At 34.1% G+C, this 16,586-nt stretch carries 18 protein-coding genes; 11 read left to right on the forward strand and 7 right to left on the reverse strand.

The annotated features are described in order from the left end of the window. Window positions 1-4: 4 nt before the first annotated feature. The 5 genes from FLACOL7796_RS00940 to FLACOL7796_RS00960 all read right to left on the reverse strand — a co-directional run bounded on the left by FLACOL7796_RS00940 (window position 5) and on the right by FLACOL7796_RS00960 (window position 4,553). Window positions 5-1,420 (reverse strand): ATP-binding protein, encoded by a 1,416-nt coding sequence (locus tag FLACOL7796_RS00940; RefSeq protein ID WP_173968977.1) that lies wholly within the window; start codon window positions 1,418-1,420, stop codon window positions 5-7. A 131-nt stretch (window positions 1,421-1,551) separates the two neighbouring features. After that, window positions 1,552-2,100, reverse strand: a complete 549-nt coding sequence (locus FLACOL7796_RS00945; RefSeq protein WP_173968890.1) for a CopD family protein — start codon at window positions 2,098-2,100, stop codon at window positions 1,552-1,554. A gap of 52 nt (window positions 2,101-2,152) precedes the next feature. Next, window positions 2,153-3,166, reverse strand: coding sequence for a ferrochelatase (hemH, locus tag FLACOL7796_RS00950; RefSeq protein WP_173968892.1), 1,014 nt, complete (start codon window positions 3,164-3,166; stop codon window positions 2,153-2,155). A 147-nt stretch (window positions 3,167-3,313) separates the two neighbouring features. Next, on the reverse strand, window positions 3,314-3,676 hold the full coding sequence (locus FLACOL7796_RS00955; protein WP_173968894.1) for a hypothetical protein: 363 nt from the start codon (window positions 3,674-3,676) through the stop codon (window positions 3,314-3,316). Window positions 3,677-3,680: 4 nt separating this feature from the next. Then, a complete protein-coding gene (locus FLACOL7796_RS00960) occupies window positions 3,681-4,553 on the reverse strand; it encodes a helix-turn-helix domain-containing protein (protein ID WP_173968896.1) in 873 nt (290 codons plus the stop codon). A gap of 227 nt (window positions 4,554-4,780) precedes the next feature. Here FLACOL7796_RS00960 and hemA point away from each other — a divergent pair, with 227 nt between their 5' ends. The 11 genes from hemA to FLACOL7796_RS01015 all read left to right on the forward strand — a co-directional run bounded on the left by hemA (window position 4,781) and on the right by FLACOL7796_RS01015 (window position 13,867). Continuing rightward, window positions 4,781-6,031, forward strand: coding sequence for a glutamyl-tRNA reductase (hemA, locus tag FLACOL7796_RS00965; RefSeq protein ID WP_173968898.1), 1,251 nt, complete (start codon window positions 4,781-4,783; stop codon window positions 6,029-6,031). A gap of 113 nt (window positions 6,032-6,144) precedes the next feature. Continuing rightward, window positions 6,145-7,068 carry a hydroxymethylbilane synthase gene (hemC, locus tag FLACOL7796_RS00970; protein ID WP_173968900.1) on the forward strand — a complete coding sequence of 308 codons (924 nt, stop codon included), beginning with the start codon at window positions 6,145-6,147 and terminating at the stop codon, window positions 7,066-7,068. Beyond that, complete coding sequence (locus FLACOL7796_RS00975; RefSeq protein WP_173968902.1) at window positions 7,068-7,733, forward strand: uroporphyrinogen-III synthase; 666 nt, start codon at window positions 7,068-7,070, stop codon at window positions 7,731-7,733. The genes hemC and FLACOL7796_RS00975 overlap by 1 nt, the downstream gene beginning before the upstream one ends. Window positions 7,734-7,783: 50 nt before the next feature. Beyond that, window positions 7,784-8,809 carry a uroporphyrinogen decarboxylase gene (gene hemE, locus FLACOL7796_RS00980; RefSeq protein WP_173968904.1) on the forward strand — a complete coding sequence of 342 codons (1,026 nt, stop codon included), beginning with the start codon at window positions 7,784-7,786 and terminating at the stop codon, window positions 8,807-8,809. Window positions 8,810-8,900: 91 nt separating this feature from the next. Beyond that, a complete protein-coding gene (locus FLACOL7796_RS00985) occupies window positions 8,901-9,596 on the forward strand; it encodes a hypothetical protein (protein WP_173968905.1) in 696 nt (231 codons plus the stop codon). Window positions 9,597-9,602: 6 nt separating this feature from the next. Beyond that, complete coding sequence (locus FLACOL7796_RS00990) at window positions 9,603-9,980, forward strand: hypothetical protein (protein ID WP_173968907.1); 378 nt, start codon at window positions 9,603-9,605, stop codon at window positions 9,978-9,980. 2 nt (window positions 9,981-9,982) lie between these two features. Next, on the forward strand, window positions 9,983-10,534 hold the full coding sequence (locus FLACOL7796_RS00995; protein ID WP_173968909.1) for a GNAT family N-acetyltransferase: 552 nt from the start codon (window positions 9,983-9,985) through the stop codon (window positions 10,532-10,534). 17 nt (window positions 10,535-10,551) lie between these two features. Beyond that, entirely contained in the window at window positions 10,552-10,977 is a 426-nt protein-coding gene (locus FLACOL7796_RS01000; protein WP_173968911.1) for a hypothetical protein, read from the forward strand. 5 nt (window positions 10,978-10,982) lie between these two features. Then, entirely contained in the window at window positions 10,983-11,885 is a 903-nt protein-coding gene (hemF, locus tag FLACOL7796_RS01005; RefSeq protein ID WP_173968913.1) for an oxygen-dependent coproporphyrinogen oxidase, read from the forward strand. 92 nt (window positions 11,886-11,977) lie between these two features. Further along, window positions 11,978-12,916 (forward strand): DUF4421 family protein, encoded by a 939-nt coding sequence (locus FLACOL7796_RS01010; RefSeq protein ID WP_173968915.1) that lies wholly within the window; start codon window positions 11,978-11,980, stop codon window positions 12,914-12,916. Window positions 12,917-12,964: 48 nt separating this feature from the next. Continuing rightward, window positions 12,965-13,867 carry a fructose bisphosphate aldolase gene (locus FLACOL7796_RS01015; protein ID WP_173968917.1) on the forward strand — a complete coding sequence of 301 codons (903 nt, stop codon included), beginning with the start codon at window positions 12,965-12,967 and terminating at the stop codon, window positions 13,865-13,867. Window positions 13,868-13,940: 73 nt separating this feature from the next. Here the strand turns inward: FLACOL7796_RS01015 and FLACOL7796_RS01020 are convergent, their stop codons facing one another. Continuing rightward, the gene (locus FLACOL7796_RS01020) at window positions 13,941-15,770 is read right to left on the reverse strand and encodes a hypothetical protein (protein WP_173968919.1); all 1,830 of its coding nucleotides are present in this window, start codon (window positions 15,768-15,770) and stop codon (window positions 13,941-13,943) included. Window positions 15,771-15,772: 2 nt separating this feature from the next. Beyond that, a complete protein-coding gene (locus FLACOL7796_RS01025; protein ID WP_173968920.1) occupies window positions 15,773-16,405 on the reverse strand; it encodes a hypothetical protein in 633 nt (210 codons plus the stop codon). Window positions 16,406-16,586 lie beyond the last annotated feature (181 nt).

Below are 16,586 nucleotides of genomic sequence, written 5' to 3' on the forward strand. Positions count from 1 at the left end.
TAGTTTATGAGTTTGTTATGGGTAAAGAAACTCTAAATGTGGTTCCTTTTCCGTATGTTGATTCAAAGGTAATTGTTCCTTTGTAATTTTCGATGATGTTTTTTATAATTCCGAGTCCAAGTCCCATTCCGCTGGTTTTGGTGGTGAATTTTGGTTCGAAAATTCTGCCGATATCTTGTTTCTGAATTCCGATTCCGTTGTCTTTTACCGCAATTTCTACATTATTGTTTCTGCGTTTTACAGTTACGACGATAGATTTATGAAACTGACTTTCCGGAATGGCCTGCGTGGCATTTTTAACGAGATTGGTAATCACACGGATCAATTGTGTACGATCCATTTTTGAGATGATTTCTTCTTCTTCGCTTTCGAAAACAATATAATCTTCGTTAAAAATATCTAATGCTAATTCCACCACTTCAACCACATTTAAGGTTTCGTTTTGTTGCGCGGGCATAGAGGCAAAATTCGAAAATGCCGATGCCACCGCTGTCATGGTATCGATTTGCTGAATTAAAGTTTCGGAATAATCGTTTAATTTTTGTTTTACATCCGGTGCAGTTGGATCGAACTTACGTTGAAAACTCTGCACGGTTAACCTCATCGGCGTAAGCGGATTTTTAATTTCGTGCGCGACTTGTTTTGCCATTTCACGCCAGGCTTCTTCACGTTCGCTTTGGGCTAGTTTTATGGCGCTGGTTTCGAGCTTGTCAACCATTCCGTTGTAAGCCTTTATCAGGAAGTTGACCTCTTTGCTATTGGCTTCTAATACGATTTTCTCGTTTTTCTGATCCAGATTGGTTTCTTCTAAACGATCTGAAATGGTTTTTAGTGATTTTGTAATATAAGTTGAAAGGAAATACGCCAAAGCAAAAGCGACAACCAGCATAAACGAATATACTTGGCTCAAACGAATCAGGAAAGTATTTAATTCGTTGTCATAATAACCATCGTCTTCTAAATATGGAAGATTTAGGATTCCAAGTGGCTTGAATTTTTCGTCTTTGATTAAACTGTATGAAGATCTATTTTTAACTCCGTCGATGGTTTTAATGTCTACAAATCGCTTTTCGATAGAAGAACGAACCAGTTTCAGGATATATTCCGGAATTGGCGGCGCTACTTTATCTACGGCAAAGGATTCTTTTGAGGATTTTAGTAGTTTCCCGTCAAGGCTATAAATATTGATTTCGATTTTGTGAATCTGGGCTAATTCGTGGATTTTATCTTTAAAGATAAGATCGAGATTTCCTGTTTTTAAAGGATAAGTTGTAGTCGAAAGCACATAATTGATGTGTTCTTTTACTGCATTTTCTTTACGTTCGAGACGTTCCTGATGGTATTCTTTTGCCTCATTCTTGAACTGAATTATCGAAATAGAGGCTAATAAAAAGGATGCTACAACTATCAATACAATCATCGAAAGGAAAATCCTAACACGCAATGAAAGCATCGACATTTTGAAGTTGTTAAGCATATATTTTTAGTATTCAGTCTCAGTTTTCAGTCTCAGTCCCCGCATAAACTGAAAACTGAGACTGCGACTGAAAACTATTTTCTTTCTCTTATTCTTTTATAAAAACGGAAACCAAGCATTATTAAAACCGAGAATACAATAATTCCGATTACGCCGAAAATCCAGTTGATGGCACTTTTTAAAATTACTAAAAAAACCACAGCAAAAAGTATAATCGTTGCGCCTTCATTCCATAAACGCATAAAATTGTTGGAATATTTTACTTCATCATTTTGCAATTGCTTGAAAATTTGATGACATTTTAAGTGGTACAAATACAACAAGAAAACGAAAGCCAATTTTACGTGCATCCATGGCATTTTAAGCCAGGCCATTCCTAAGTCTGTAAAAAACAACATCCAAAAAGCAAAAATACTTGCCAAAATTGCTGATGGCCAGGTAATAATGTACCACAAACGGTATGACATTATTTTGTATTGTGCTTGTAAAATTTCCTTTTCAGGCGAAGGTTTTTCGTTGGCTTCTATTTGATACACAAATAAACGCACAATATAAAATAATCCCGCAAACCAGGTTATTACAAAAATAAGATGTAATGATTTTAAGTAGTTATAGTATTCCATTATAAAGTCTTTTTTCTTTACGCTCTATTTTCTTTACTCTTTGTTCTATTTTCTATTTAGCCCAATCGTTAATCCAATTTCCAACGGTCTGGCACCATTCATCGTCGTCATTCAAACACGGAATTGCTAAGAAATTCCCGCCTCCGTTTTTCTCGAAGTCTTCTTTCGCGCGCATTGCAATTTCCTCCAGCGTTTCTAAACAATCAGAAACAAAAGCAGGCGTAACAACCGCAAGATTTTTGATTCCTTTTCCTGGCATTTTGTCGATTTCAACATCTGTATAAGGCTCTAACCATTTGTCTCCTGCTAAACGCGACTGAAAAGTCAGACTGTATTTATCTTCAGGAAGTCCTAATAGTTTCACCACTTGTCTGGTTGTTTCGTAACATTGGTGACGGTAACAGAAATCATGTGCAGGTGATGGTGTATTACAACAAGAACCATCAATTTTGCAATGTGATTTTGTTACATCGGTTTTGCGAATATGACGCTCCGGGATTCCGTGGTATGAGAATAATAAATGATCATAATCAAAACCAACTAAATGTTTCTGAATAGAATCCGCCAAATTCTTGATATAGTCCGGTTTGTTATAAAATGCCGGAACATCTGTAAAAGTCATTTGAGGGAATTTCTTTTTACGAATTTCTTCTGCTTTTACTAAAATAGTCAAAGTCGAAGCCATTGCGTATTGCGGATATAACGGGAAAAGTAATACCTCTGTAACTCCTTTATCATGCAATTCCTGAAGTCCTTTTTCGATTGTCATGCTTCCGTAGCGCATTGCTAAAGCAACCGGAACATTTACTAAAGGCTGCACTTTTTCCTGCATTCTTTCAGAAAGTACTACTAACGGAGAACCTTCGTCCCACCAAATTTTTGCGTAAGCGTGAGCTGATTCTTCTGGTCTTTTTCTTAAAATAATACCACGAACCAACAAAGCTCTCAATAAATACGGAACATCGATCACGTATTTATCCATTAAAAATTCGTCTAAGTATGGTTTTACATCTTTTGGTGTTGGACTTTCCGGAGATCCTAAGTTTACTAATAATACGCCTTTCATTATAATTTTATTGCTTTAGGCTTTAAGCTTTGGGCTTTAAGCATTTGTTTAAATTTTCGTCAAAAGTATTGTATGTAACTTTTTAGAAATATGATAATTATTATTTTTTATTTATACCTTGATTTGTAAAATTGATTCTGGATCAGTTTAGAATGTTTGTCTTACCTTTTCGTCTGTCACACATTCAGTTTCTCCATTTTCTATAGTTACAAAAGCAATTTTATTTTTTCCGAATAAAACTTTTAACCTCTCTGATCTTATAGAAACAGAGGTAATCTTAGCTTTTCTTTTTCTGCAATTCTTAATGACATCTGCTTTCCATTTGATACTATCATTCTGAACTGCTATTAAAATTTCACTATTCTTTTCTATATAAAATGTTATTCCTCCCGAATATTCCATTCCTTCTAGCTTTATCATCTGACTATAATCAGCTTTTGATGTTTTTTGAACGTTCATATCTTGAAATCCCAATAAAGCAATCAGTATAAGAAAAGTGACTTTTTTCATTAACTTAGACATTCGTATTAATCGACATTAGATATTTCTTTGGAGTCGTAGCAAACTTTTTCTTGAAAGCCGCTATAAAGTGACTTCCCGTACTGTAGCCAATCTTCAACCCTACTTCGTTTACATTATATGATCCGCTATCTAATAATTTACGTGCGAAATCCATTTTATAATCAAATAGAAAACCATAAACTGTATCGCCGTAAATTTGTTTGAAACCCATTTTAAGTTTTTTCAAATTCAAACCAATTTCATCTGCCAATTCCTGTAAACCTGGAGGTTCGGCCATATTCGCGATAATGATTTCTTTGGCTTTTCTAATTTTTAGAACGTTATCTTCATCAATCAAAAACGGACATTGTTCTGCGTTTGGGTCTTCGGTTCTATTAAAATATAAACTCAGCAATTCGTATCCTTTTCCTTTATAATAAAGATTTTTTATCGACGGATGTAAGTTATAATGAAACAGTTGACTTAAAACAATCGCCATCGACGGACTAATATTTCCTTCGTTATAATACTTTTTGTCTTTATTGTCCGGACTTAAAAAAGTAATATAGTCTGCTTCTGCAGAAAACAACGCGTGAAATTTCTTAATCGAAACAATTACAGAGATTACCCAAGAATTTGGAGCCAACTCTAAATTCAATGGTAATTCTTTCTGCGGATTGTATAAAAGCAACGATTTTTCTTCTTTCAAATCTAAAGCATAACTACCCTGATTGAACAAAAATTTGGCATTGCCTTTTATCCCGAAATGAAACTGTATCAGGCCACTACCCACTTCGTGTTGTCCGAAAAAGGATTCTGAACTGTCATTCTGAAAACGAATAAGCGTAAAGTCGTCTTCAATTTTAATAATTTCCTGAGAACTCATAGCGATATTTTTTTAGTACAAAAATCAGGACAATTGCAATATCTTATTTAGAATCACTCTAAACAAAACATTTCTAACGAGCTGATTTTGCTACAAAAGTACTTCTTTTTGCATAAAAACAGATGTTTAGAAACAAAAAAACATGTAGCGATACAAAAAGTACTTTGAGCGTTACTTTTATAACCACTATAGTAATAATTTTGTTGCACTTTTATGAAAGTGAATTTATGGAAAACAATAACGTACCGAAACATCTCTATTTTTATTCAGTTGGTTTAAGCTATAAAAAAGCTGATGCTGAGGTAAGAGGTCAATTTAGTTTGGATGCAATTGCAAAAACGCGCTTGCTGGAACAGGCTAAAAGTGAAGGAATAGAAAGTTTAATTGTCACTTCGACTTGCAACAGAACCGAGATCTATGGTTTTGCTGAACACCCATTTCAATTAATAAAACTAATTTGTGATAACAGCAACGGTTCTGTCGATGCTTTTCAGAAAGTTGGTTTTGTCTATAAAAATCAAGAAGCTATTGGTCATATGTTTCGCGTAGGAACTGGTTTAGACAGTCAGATTTTAGGCGATTTTGAGATTATATCTCAAATTAAGACCAGTTTTGCACATTCAAAATCTTTAGGTTTAGCGAATGCTTTCTTAGAAAGATTAGTAAATGCTGTAATTCAGGCGAGTAAAAAAATAAAAAACGAAACGGAGATTAGCTCAGGCGCAACATCAGTTTCTTTTGCATCGGTACAATACATTCTTAAAAATGTAGAAGATATTGGAAATAAAAATATTTTACTTTTTGGAACAGGAAAAATTGGAAGAAATACTTGCGAAAATCTTGTAAAACATACCAAAAACGAACATATTACTTTAATAAACAGAACAAAAGATAAGGCGGAGAAATTAGCCGGAAAACTAAATTTAATTGTTAAAGACTATTCAGAGTTACATCTGGAACTTCAAAAAGCCGATGTTGTGGTTGTCGCTACAGGTGCTCAAAACCCAACGGTTGACAAAGCAATTTTAAATCTAAAGAAACCTTTATTGATTTTAGATTTATCAATTCCGAAAAACGTTAATGAAAATGTAGAGGAATTAGAAGGCGTAACTTTGATTCATATGGATTATTTGTCGCAATTGACAGATGAAACTCTTGAAAACAGAAAGTTACATATTCCTGCTGCCGAGGCTATTATAGAAGAAGTAAAAGAAGAATTCATTACCTGGACAAAAGGAAGAAAATTTGCTCCAACTATTAATGCTTTAAAAGAAAAACTAAACGAGATTAAAGTTTCGGAATTAGATTTTCAAAGCAGAAAAATTGCAGATTTTAATGAAGCTCAAGCTGAAATCATCAGTAACAGAATTATCCAGAAAATCACTACACATTTCGCAAATCATTTAAAAGACGACAGCACCATGGTCGATGAAAGCATCGAATGGATTGAGAAAGTCTTTAAGATAAAAGCATCTTAATAAAATCAAATTTTAAACCATATAAGTTATATAAGTTCATTTAATAAAACTGATGTTTTTGCACAAACTGCTTAAATTTACTTATATAACTTATATGGTTCAAGAAACAAAAAATGGCTGAAAAAACAATCAGAATTGGAACTCGCGATAGCGAATTAGCACTTTGGCAAGCACATACTGTCGAAAAAAAACTAAACGACTTAGGTTATAAAACCGAAATTGTTGCGGTAAAATCTACAGGCGATATTATTCTTGACAAACCTCTTTACGAACTTGGTATTACCGGAATCTTTACTAAAACCTTAGACATTGCCATGATCAATGGTAGTATCGATATTGCGGTACATTCTATGAAAGATGTTCCAACGGCTTTACCAAAAGGTATTGTTCAGGCGGCAGTTTTAGAAAGAGCCAATGTTTTAGACATTTTAGTTCATAAAGGCAATCCTGATTTTGCCAATCCAAGTACGATTGCAACCGGAAGTTTACGTCGTCAGGCGCAATGGTTCAACAAATATCCTAATCATACAGTGGTTGATTTACGTGGAAATGTAAACACTCGTATGCAAAAACTTAAAGACAATAATTGGGACGGAGCTGTTTTTGCTGCTGCAGGTTTGGAGCGCATTAACCTTAAACCAGGAAATTATATCAATCTTGACTGGATGATTCCTGCACCGGCACAAGGCGCAATGCTTGTTGTGGCGATGGAAAATGACAATTATACGCTGGATGCGCTTTCTCAATTGAATCATATCGAAACTGAAATTTGTACGTATATCGAACGTCAGTTTTTAAGAACGCTTGAAGGTGGTTGTACAGCGCCAATTGGAGCTTTAGTAAATTACAATGAAGACGAAGATACTTTGCATTTTCAAGGTGTTTTACTTTCTGTTGATGGAAAACAAAAATTGGAAATCGACAAAACGGTTGACATTTCTGAATGGAAAAAACTAGGTTTCTTCGCTGCTCAGGAAATCCTGAACAATGGCGGAGCCGAATTGATGGCATCTATTAAAGAATCTTTAAAAAAATAATGAGTAAATCAATTCAAATATTATCTACAAAAAAGCTATCGGGCGAACAAAAACAAGCATTGGTAAAAGCCAATATTGAAGTTATCGAAGCTGATTTTATTCAAACTCAAAACAAACCTTTTGAACTAAAAGACCTCAACGAAAATCTGATTTTTACGAGTCAGAATGCGGTTCATAGCGTTTTATCGAATCCTGATTCAGAAAAACTGAAAAGCAAAAATGTGTTTTGTGTGGGTTTAAAAACCAAAATTCTATTATCTGAAAATGGTTTTAATGTTGTGGCTTATACAGGTTATGCCGCTGATCTAGCAGAAATTATCACTTTGATTTACCGTAGCGAAAGCTATACTTTTTTTAGCGGAAACCTTCGAAGAGAAACATTACCAAAAGCATTAAAAGATGCTGATGTGAAAATGAATGAAATTCAGGTTTATGATACGTCACTAGTTCCTCAGAAAATAAAAAATACAGTAGACGGAATTTTATTTTTTAGTCCTTCTGGCGTTGAAAGTTATTTGAAAGACAATACCATTAAGAAAGAAAAATGCTTTTGCATAGGAGACACAACCGCAGAAGCTTTAGATAAAATTACCAAAAACATCATCATTGCAGATCAGCCTACAGTTGAAGACGTAATCGAAGATGTAATTAACGAATATAAGTAAAAACCTTTGTGACTTTGTCCCTTTGTGGCTTTGCACCTAAAATAAAAAACATGTTAAAAAACGACCTATTTTTAAAAGCATTAAAAGGAGAAACTGTTCAACGTCCGCCAGTATGGATGATGCGTCAAGCCGGAAGATATTTACCGGAATTTATCGCTTTGCGTGATAAATATGATTTCTTCACTCGTTGTCAAACTCCAGAATTGGCTGCTGAAATTACTGTTCAGCCTATTCGCAGAATTGCTCCGGATGCTGCAATTTTGTTCTCGGATATCCTGGTTGTTCCGCAAGCAATGGGAATCGAAGTTTTAATGAAAGAAAATTTTGGTCCGTTTTTACCAAACCCAATTCGTTCATTGGCAGATGTTCATAGAGTTTACGTTCCGGATATTCAGGAAAGTTTAGGTTATGTAATGGATGCCATTAAATTGACTAAAGAAATGCTGAACGACGAAGTACCATTAATTGGTTTCGCTGGTTCGCCTTGGACAATTTTCTGTTATGCTGTTGAAGGAAAAGGTTCTAAAAGTTTTGATACTGCTAAAGGCTTCGCCTTTTCGAACCCTGCTGCAGCACATACATTATTACAAAAAATTACAGACACTACTATTTTATACTTAAAAGAAAAAGTAAAAGCGGGAGTTGATGCTGTTCAGATTTTTGATTCTTGGGGAGGAATGCTTTCTCCGGTTGATTATCAGGAATTTTCATGGAAATACATCAACCAAATCGTTGAAGCTTTGGCTGATCATGCTCCGGTTATTGTTTTCGGAAAAGGATGTTGGTTCGCTCTTGGCGAAATGGGTAAAAGTAGAGCTTCGGCATTAGGAGTTGACTGGACATGTTCGGCTAGAAATGCTCGTTATTTGTCTGGTGGAAATATTACTTTACAAGGAAATTTCGATCCGTCAAGATTGCTTTCTCCAATTCCAACCATCAAAAAAATGGTTCACGAAATGATCGACGAGTTCGGAAAAGATAAATATGTTGTAAATTTAGGTCACGGAATTTTACCAAATATCCCTGTAGATCACGCAAAAGCGTTTATTGACGCGGTTAAGGAATACGGGAACTAACTAGTTTTTTAGTAATCAGTCGCAGTTTTCAGTCTCATTTTAAAACTGAAAACTGCAACTGAGACTGAAAACTAAAAAAACCATATCCTAAATGTTTGCAAACATAAGCTTCACCAGAAATTCTCCATTTTCTTTTATAGAATATGCTTTTCAGGCATATTATGCGACGGTATTTTTGATGGTTTGGTTACATCCCGAAGAACATAACGTAAGTTTTATAAATGATTTAGCTATTTTAATGGCTTTTGAGTTTATCATGGTACATTCAGGAGTTTTTATGGCAGTTATGCCTAAAAAGCTATCGCTTTTCGTGTTTTTCCCCATGTACGGACTATTTGCATTAGCATTTCATCATTCTGTAATCAATACAAATATTTTATACATTTATTTGTTAACGGTACTTAACCGAATGCGGTTTGCTTTTTCGGATGTAAGTCCTGAAGTTCGCGCTTTACAAATAGGAAAATCTGTTGCTAAAGCAATGTTTTATTTCTTTTTAATTTTTGCGGTATCTTTTGGAAATGGAATAATTCCGAAATTTGGATTAACAGATGAATTTTTAGAAAAATCTCACTATTTTGACACTGTAAAATCAAGCGGATTATTTATAGAAAAGCCATACGTACCAATATCTATGGGATTTATCTATTACTCAGTTCCGGTTTTGTATTTTATTTACCGAACGATTAAAAGCTTTGGCAGAAATAATAACAATTCTTTTCAGGAAGAGAGATTAATCTTTAGTAAAACAACATACAGTCAGAAGTTTAAATCGGATAAAAGATAAGAAATCATGCTCAACAAAGGTTTAAGAGACGAGGAAAGTATTAGAATAGAAAACACGCTACGAACTTTGCATGCGTTAATTTTTGTTCCAAAGTTTTGGAATGCCGAGGATACTAACCTTATCGATGAGCAACTTAAAAATTTTGGTTTAAGCTTAGAAAGAACTATTGAAATCCCTGAAGAAGAGTTGATTCTTTTATTGCAAAGATGTCACCTCGACTGGAATCAACAGGAGGAATTTGCAGATATTTTAATAGGCTTATCTCATGAAAAACAATTTGATTTTCTAGCAAAAGCACTTGCCATTTACCAATACATTCAGCAGGAAAGCAAGGTTTTTTCTTTTGGAATAAATACTAAAATTGCTTCACTCAAAAACAAATAAAGATGAGTTTTACAGATTTCAAAATAGAAACAATTAACGATATTCTTCCGGAAGAGTTTTATAACCTTATCGAAAAGAATAGAGCTTACATAGGAAATACTTTTCCGTTTACGCTTACTAATTGTTTAGATTTAGAAAAAACAAAACAATTTATCACCTTCTGTCGAGACAAGGAAATTAATAAAGAAAACTATTATTTTTATGCCAGAGATATAAAAACCAATGCCTTAATTGGTTATTTGTGTATAAAAAGCATTGATAACGATAAAGCAAAATGTGAATTAGGTTATTTTGTTGACAAAGATTATCAGGGAAAAGGAATCACCTCGAAAGTAGTTTCAGAAACATTAGATTTTTGTTTTAATACTTTAAAAATGAATAAGGTTTTTATTTGTACTTCAAAAATCAATACTGCAAGTCAACAAATTGCTTTGAAACACCATTTTAAACAAGAAGGAATATTACGCGAAGAATTCAAAAACGGTGACGGAATATTAGAAGATGTCGTTTACTTTGGATTGCTTAAATCAGAATATAATAACGATGAAAGTTAAATTTTAGAAAGTTAAAGATGGCATCTTTTGAGAAAATTTTAACCGCAATCTTAGATTTTGATTTAAAAAAATTGAATCCATTATATCAAGGTTTTTTTTCGATGTGCTGTTTTGCAATATTTGTTAGCACTTGTTCCTATTTTTCCAATGAAGCTAAAATTAGTAAAGAGGCTTATAGTTATATGTTTAATGAAAAATATTCAGGATTAATTGTAAAAAAATATTTAGATAAAAATAACAGAATGTCTCGGACATTTAAACTAAAAGATTCCAGTAAAATATATGGTTATTCTGCTCTTTGGAAAAAGGCAGAAATAGGAGATTCATTAGTAAAAAAAGGAAATTCAAGATTTGTAAAGATTTTAAAAAAAGATACTGTGATAATATTTGATATGAATGTTGAATTCAAATACCATGATACTTTCCCAGAAAATAAAGAATAATAACGATGAAAGATAAATTTTACGCATACATACAAAAGCTACAAGATCAAATTTGTGCCGGACTAGAAGCCGTTGACGGAACTACAAAATTCCGCGAAGACCTTTGGAAACGTCCTGAAGGCGGCGGCGGAAGAACCCGTGTTATTGAAAACGGAAATGTTTTCGAAAAAGGCGGTGTAAACATTTCAGCCGTTCACGGAAAATTACCCGAAGCCATGCAAAAGATGTTTGGTGTTGGCGAAGCTGACTTTTTTGCCTGCGGATTAAGTTTGGTTTTACATCCAAAAAATCCAATGACTCCAACAGTTCATGCCAATTGGCGTTATTTTGAAATGTATGATGAATCCGGAAAAGTAATCGAACAATGGTTTGGTGGCGGACAGGATTTAACCCCTTATTATTTGTTTGAGGAAGATGCAAAACACTTTCATCAAACTTGTAAAACGGCTTGCGATAAACACAATCCGGAATTTTATCCAAAATATAAAAAACAATGCGACGCTTATTTCTGGAATGCCCATAGAAACGAAGCACGCGGAATTGGTGGTTTATTCTTTGATTATTGCAAAGCAAATGAACAAATGTCGATGGACGATTGGTACAATTTCGTAACCGAAGTTGGTAATAGTTTCCTTGAAGCTTATGTACCGATTGTAGAAACAAGAAAAAACCTGGAATATACTCCGGAAAACAGAACATGGCAGGAAATCCGCCGTGGCCGTTATGTTGAGTTTAATCTGGTTCACGACAAAGGAACGTTATTCGGTTTAAAAACCAACGGAAGAATCGAAAGCATTTTAATGAGTTTACCGCCGCATGTGCAGTGGGTTTATGATCATCATGCCGAAGCCGGAAGTGAGGAAGAAAAATTGGTAAATGTGTTAGAAAATCCGATTGATTGGGTTTAATATATTTTGTTAACGCATAGAAACATAGATTTTAATTGTAATTTAGAGACAGATTTTAAAATCCTATGTTTCTATATGTTAAATAATCATAGATGAACTCCAAACTGATTTACATAGCGTTTTTTGCCAGCATTTTTGGGTGTTTTGCCCAAAACGATTCACTGCAAAATCCCTATTTTAAATCGTATAATGATAAAATTACTGGAAGCATTTATTATTTAGATACTTCAAACAGTTTTCAGATTGCTTCAGGCACTCAGGATTCGGAAACATTTGTTAACCTTATACCGAATAGAAGGGAACAGATTGGTTTTAATCTGAATTATAAAATCATTGATATCTCTGTTGGTTTTGCACCAAAATTTCTAAGTCAGAACAAAGGCGATTCTCACTCCAAGCATTTTAATTTCAATACCCGTTTTTACTATAAAAAATGGATGCAGTCGTTTACTTTTATCAATCAAAAAGGATTTTATATCAGCGATGATAATATAACGGCACAATTGCCCGATATGCGTACCACAAAAATTGGCGGAACGACGGCTTATGTTTTCAATGATAAATTTTCTTTTAAAACTTTGGTAAGTCAAAACGAATGGCAGACCAAAAGTTCCGGAAGTTTTATTCCTACTTTCTCGTTTTATTACACCAATATCGACTTAAATACTCCCGATGCATCTCCCGGAGATATTTACGTTTTTACTTTAGCCCCATCCTATTTCTATAATTTTGTAATTAGTAACAGGGTTTTAATTGGTGCCGGAGTTGCTTTAGGCGTTGGACTTAACGATATTAACGGAGATTCATCAGCCTTATATCAAGCCGATTTCAATTTAAAACTGGCATACAATAATGATCGTTTCTTTGCTTTTGCAAGTATTAATTCTACAAGTTTTGCTCAGGACGATAAGGTCAATCCGCGGCTGAATGATAATATCGCTACTTTAAAACTTTCTGCAGGTTACCGATTTGATCCTCCCAAAAAAGTAAAAGAGGTTTATGACAAGGTAAATCAGAAAATAGGTCTGTGATATTCATTATCTTTAAATCTTCATTCTAAAAATCTAAAATATAACGATATGAAAAATAGAGAAAGATACATAGCACAGTTAAATCGTATGCATTCCGGAAAAGGATTTATCGCCGCACTGGATCAAAGTGGCGGAAGCACTCCAAAAGCTTTAGCTCAATATGGCGTTCAGGAAAGCAGTTTCTCTAACGACGAAGAAATGTATACACTTGTACATGAAATGAGAACCCGCATTATCAAAAGTCCTGCTTTTGATCGCGAATATATACTGGGTGCTATTTTATTTGAAAACACGATGGATCGCAAAATCGACGATCAATGGACAGCAGATTATTTGTGGGAAAAAAAAAGCATCGTGCCTTTTTTAAAAGTCGACAAAGGACTTGCTGATCTTGCAAATGGCGTGCAACTGATGAAGCCTATTTCTAATTTAGATGAATTGCTGACACGTGCCGTAGAACGAAATGTTTTTGGAACCAAAATGCGTTCTGTGATTAAAGAAGCAAATGCAACGGGAATTCGTGAAGTAGTCGAACAGCAATTTGCAGTAGGTTTACAAATCTTCGACAAAGGACTTATTCCTATTATCGAGCCTGAAGTTGATATTTATAGTGCTGATAAAGCAAAGTCAGAAGAGATTTTAAAAGAAGAAATTAAAAAACAACTTGATTTATTGGGTAAAGAGGTAAAAGTAATGTTGAAATTATCGATTCCAACTGTGAATGATTTTTATAAAGAATTAATGTCAGATCCACATGTGGTTCGTGTTGTAGCATTGTCTGGTGGATATGGACAGGATGAAGCCAATGAAAAACTGTCTCAAAACCACGGATTAATTGCCAGTTTTTCAAGAGCATTGTCTGAAGGACTTACAGCTGGCCAGTCTGATGACGACTTCAACACTAAACTCGGCAAAACAATTAAGGAAATTTATGCTGCTTCGATCACATAATCGATTCATCTTTACATAAAAAAATCCCCGAAAGTATTTATTTTCGGGGATTTTGCATTTTATAGATTTAAAACTACTTAGAAGATAATTCCTGCGCGAAATCTAAAGTTTGCAGAATGATATTTTTATCTGATTTCACAGCATTCAACTTAAACGCGAAAACCAATTTATTATTGATTAGCTTTTTAGGAGATTCAATTGTTACATCTGAGAATTGTTCCGAAAACTTACTGAATTTCCCGAAATCCGAAGATTTAATTTCACCTGATTTTCCGAATGCATTTATTAGTTCCGCCATATTCAGTTTTCCGAACATATAATTTTTCTTCAAATCCTTTTTGGCTTCACCGGAAAATGTACCGTTTCCGGCATTAAAATAATCCGGTGTATTGGCGATTACAATCACATCTTTGTCTTTTTTTATGAAGATGTCTCCGTAATCTTGTGTACCCGCAATAATGTATGAATTCCCATTTGGAACTAACACTTTTTTACGAACGCCTAATTGCATCAATTTATCAGCAAAAGTAGGATGTGTCGAAGTAAAGATCACAGAAAATAACGGAACCGATTTTTTAGTTTTTTTATCGGTTATTTTCTCTTCATAATTTTCATCGTATTCGTATGATTTGGTTACAACCTCAATTTCCTTGAAACCGTATAAAAATGCGCTTAAATCACCATCAAAAAGTGTTGCCGTGGCTTCTTCATCAACAATTGTCGAAATTAAATCGGTAATAATAGCAATATCTTCTTTTATCAATTTTGGACTTTGAAATATATCTGCTGTCAAAGACGGGAAATTTTCCAACGCCGCTCTTGTATTTAAATGATAAGACATATAACCCAATGGTTTTTGAGCCGGGAAATAATTAAACACATTCTTGTTGATCTTTTTATTGGTGATTTTGCTAACCACCTCAGCAAGTTCCGGCGAATATTCGACAACCTCCTCTACTCGCGCATTATTGTTGTCAAAATAAAAGTCAAGGTTAATGCCTTTTATAAAATTACCAAAGTTTTTCTGCATTGGCAAAAACTTATCATAACCTCCAAAAATCGACATTGGATAATTGTATACAGAATATAAACTTGTCATTGCAGCGCTGTAATTTATCCAGGACGAAATATCAGCATTTGCATTTATCTTTTCTGAAGTTGGTGCAGTAAATCCGTTTTCGAATAACGATTTTATAATCTGATTCAATTTTTCTGTTTGTTCCAAATCAAAAGTGGCTTGCTGAATCGTGTACGGTGCGCTTGCAGTATAGTCTTGTTCCCCATTGTACGGAACGGGAGCTTCTTCAATTGCAATTGGAGCATCATTTGCAGGAGTATCAATCGTAATTGTATTTTCGTCAGATTTATTTTCGTCATAAACCTCATCAACAGCAATAGAATCCTGCCAAACGGTTTCACTTTCGGTGGTATAAAAACGCGAAGGAAGCCTTTGGGTTAGTTCCAAAATAACCAGGTAATTGTCGTTCCAGGCGAAGATTTTCTTTTTGGCTTTTGCATTAAAAACAGCATATTTACCCAGATCCTGAATCTGCACATTCCCTTCTAAATCGTTTCCAAATTCTTTTATGATAAACTGTTTAACGGCTTCTTTACTTTTTACAGGAATTGTAACCTGATAATACGGAATACTGTCTGAGAATTTTCCGTGAATGGTAATTTTTTGATCTAACTGAATAAGCGAAGTATATTTAGTAAAATCTAAATCTGGTTTTTTAGCGCTGTATTTGGTTATAATTGGATGATTCAAAATCTCTGCAACGCTCACTTTTTTAGAAAGCTGATTTCCGTTAAACTGAACAAAATAATCGTATTCGTTTTTATTGATCTGACCAAAAGTCAAATACGTGGCAAGTAATAAAAGTAAAGTATAAAATTGCTTCATAATCAAGGCGTTAATTGGATTGTATTATTCATTAAAGTCGATTTTTTTAAAACGCTGTACATACTTTGTTTTAAAAAAACCGTTTTCTTATTTTTTGAAATCTTGCTGTTGGCATTCTCTACAGACTGAACATCTTTATCGAAAGTATAAATGGCAATAATATTCGCCTCTTCAAGATCTTTCTTTTTCTTAGGATCTTTAACCACTTTTTCGGGAACGGGATAAGAGGCAATTCTTTCGAAATTTTTTACGCTTCCGCTAAAGTGAATCTGATCGCGCTGATTGTTGATCGTATTCACCACGGCGTTGAGCGCTTTTAGATTGGCATAATTCAGTTTGATGATAAAAACATAGCTATCAAAATCAGCTTTTGTGGTTACATTCGAAATTCCGTCAATTTTTAATGCCTTAGTTTTAAAGTCTTCCAGCTTCTGGGAGATTTCCTGTTCGTTTGGGATTTTTACGCCATCGACTTCTTCGAGAAAAATTGCGGATTTTGTTTTAAACCATGATTTCGAAAAGTCGACCATCAAAGTATATTCACCACTTTGATCGTCGTGATGTTTGATTCTTTCTGTTATTTCAAAACAACTTGTTAAGAGCAAACAGCAGCAGAAAGCGAGAAATTTCTTCATTAGACAAATTTAGACCGAAAATATTTTAAAAACCAAATCTTAGTAAATTTCTTAAAATTAAATACCCGAAAACTCTAAATTTTTAGATAATATTAACGGATTCAAGGTTGGCTAACGTCCTTATTCTGTTCCTTTTTCTTTAACTTTGCACTGCTTCAAAAAAGTAAAACAATCTTCAAAA

It is taken from the genome of Flavobacterium bizetiae (assembly GCF_902804475.1).
Classification (GTDB): Bacteria; Bacteroidota; Bacteroidia; order Flavobacteriales; family Flavobacteriaceae; genus Flavobacterium; species Flavobacterium bizetiae.